Origin of the sequence: Candidatus Competibacter denitrificans Run_A_D11 (genome assembly GCF_001051235.1) — a bacterium.
In the GTDB taxonomy this organism is placed as follows: Bacteria; Pseudomonadota; Gammaproteobacteria; order Competibacterales; family Competibacteraceae; genus Competibacter_A; species Competibacter_A denitrificans.
In genome coordinates this window covers 1-2,610 of the sequence record NZ_CBTJ020000014.1, presented here as the reverse complement: position 1 = coordinate 2,610, position 2,610 = coordinate 1, and the positions used below count along the sequence as shown (strand labels likewise).

Here is a 2,610-nt window from a genome sequence, read left to right as displayed (position 1 = left end):
CAATGGAAGAGTCGCTACATGCTCGGCTGGGGCGATGCCTCCGCCAACATCATCCGACTCAACCAGGTCTGGGAATTCGACTCCACCCCCGCCGATGTTCTGCTCACCGATGGTCGTCATAGCATCCTCGGCGTGATCGATGTCTACTCCCGTCGCGTCCGGCTGCACGTCTCCAAAACCAGCAAAGCCACCGCCGTCGCCCATCTGCTGCGCGGCGCGCTGCTCGACTGGGGTGTACCGGAAATCGCCACCACCGACAACGGTCAAGAGTACGTCAGCCATCACCTGGCCCGCATCTTTCATGCGCTGGGCATCGATCAACAAACGTCTCAGCCCTTCTCGCCCTGGCAAAAACCCTTCATCGAGCGATTTTTTAGAACATTTTCACATGATCTGCTGGAGTATCTGCCGGGCTACATCGGACACAACGTCGCCGAACGCGAAGCGTTACGGGCGCGTCAGCAGTTCTCAGATCGCTTATTCGTTAAAGATCGCACGGTCGAGTTGAAATTAACGGCCGACCAACTCCAAGACTTTTGCGACCAGTGGGTCTTGCGCTATCACCACACGTCCCACACCGGATTAAATGGCCAGCGTCCGCTGGATCGGGTTTTAAGCGCTCCACCGCCCCGACGCATCGAAAACGCCCGTGTCCTTGATCTGCTGCTCTCCGAAGCGCCAGGCAATGGCTATCGCACCGTCACCAAAACCTACGGTCTGCAAATCGAATCCTACCACTACGGCGCTGAAGAACTCGCGTTGTGTGTGGGCCAGCGCGTCAAAGTGCTCTACGACCCCGAAGGGGATATGGGCAAAGTCTACGTCTTTGACGCGCGTGGCGACTTCATTTGCGTGGCTGAATGCCCAGAAATCACCGGCGTTGACCGCCGTCAGTTTGCGACCGCCTGCAAGGCCGTGCAAAGGGCTAATGCGCAACGGCTGCGGCGCGAAAGCAGAGCCGCTGCCAAAACGCTCAATGTCCGGGCCACCTTCGAGCAGGTACTGGTGCGCCGCGACGAACTCTTAAGCCTCCCCTCGCCAGACGACACCGAGATCGAACCCCACGAAACCGCCGCCATGCGCGCCGCCCTGGATGCGCTGGCGAATCGCAGCGTGTTGGAGATCGGCCAGGGCTTTACGCCCCAAAAAGCGCGTGAAATGGGCTATCTCGATGATCTCAAAGCCGAAACAAAAGCCGCGAAAGCCTTCAATGCGCCGGTGCCGGTCAGCAAAGCGGCTTCGGAATTTGACGACATTCGCGCCCTGTTCGCCCAGACCTGTAACGGGCAATTCGGGCCGGGTGAGGCGGAAAGCATTGCGCGATTCTACAGCGCCTATCCACGACCACGGCTTTTTGAGTCGGAAATGGAGAAGCAAGTCGGCTGGGAACAGTTCCTGGCCTGGAAAACCGCCGCGCTCGCGCTCGCTAAGCAGACCCAGGATTGCGCGCATGTGGCGTAAATCGCCAGCGTGGAGGGCACAAAAAACCCAGCTTCGCGTGAGCCAGACGCCAAGCTGGGTGATTCCTGATGACACAACCAACCCGTAAAGAGGTACGACAACCCATTATGAAACGACCAAAAATCGCCAACGTCAAGAACATTCGAGCCATGCTGGACGCCTACGACATGGTGGAATCCGCCGAACGGGGTGATGAACGGATCGTGCTGTTGCACGGGGCCACCGGCACGGGCAAATCCACCGCCTTGGCTCACCTGCTCAATGAAACCAACGGCATCTACGTCGAAGCCAGTCCAGCCTGGACGCTCAGCAGCATGTATCGGGACATCGTGGCCGCGATTGGCATTGAACCCAAAGGGCGCAATGCGGATCTGGAGCGGTGCATCACCGATGAAATGTCCAAAAAAGGCCGACCGTTACTGATCGACGAAATCGACTACCTCTTTCTGCCCGGTGCCTCCACGGCTCTGCGAATGCTCGAAGTCGTCCATTCCCTGCACGACAAAGCCGGGATGCCGGTCGTCATGGTCGGCATGGACAAGATCGAGGGCAAGATCCGCTCCCGCGAGCAACTCTCACGCCGCGTCCATCAGTGGGTCCAGTTCAATGACCTGGATCGGGAAGATGTGCGCATCGTCGCCAATGCGCTCTGCGCTATCCCCATTAACGATGACTGGCTCGATGCGCTGATCGAAAAAACCAGCGGACGCATGAGCTACATCGCCCAAAACATCAAAAAAGCGCGCAATCGCGCCCAAGTCAAAGGCTGGAGCGAAATTAATCTTGCCGTCTGGGGCGGCTCTATTTTTCAGGTGAGCCAATGATGGCCGCACTTATCGGAGGCTTCGATGGCTCGTACTCCCGGCAGTACCCGAATACGCAACCGGGTGAAAACCGCGCGCCAGCGAATCTGGAATGCCATGCGCGTCACCCCGCAGTTCATGTCCATCGATTTGGAACTCGTAGCGGAAACCAGCGAGCGCAACCTACGTGCCTACCTGCGGGCGCTGTACCGCTCCGGCTACCTGCGGCAGGTGCGTCCGAAGCGAAACGGCAAAAGTTTCGGCTATGCCATTTGGCGGCTGGTGGAATGCCACGGTCCGCTCGCACCCATCGTGCGCCGGGATCAAAGCGGGGTCTACGACCCCA

At 58.7% G+C, this 2,610-nt stretch carries 2 protein-coding genes and 1 pseudogene; all 3 read left to right on the top strand.

Going from position 1 to position 2,610, the window contains the following annotated elements; translation table 11 throughout:
• On the top strand, positions 1-1,461 hold a 1,461-nt coding region (locus BN873_RS01810; RefSeq protein WP_206778869.1), incomplete at its 5' end, for a DDE-type integrase/transposase/recombinase.
• A gap of 107 nt (positions 1,462-1,568) precedes the next feature.
• On the top strand, positions 1,569-2,285 hold the full coding sequence (locus tag BN873_RS01805; RefSeq protein WP_048670268.1) for an AAA family ATPase: 717 nt from the start codon (positions 1,569-1,571) through the stop codon (positions 2,283-2,285).
• Between the two features lie 24 nt (positions 2,286-2,309).
• A pseudogene (locus BN873_RS01800) lies at positions 2,310-2,610 on the top strand (hypothetical protein); the annotation flags it as partial.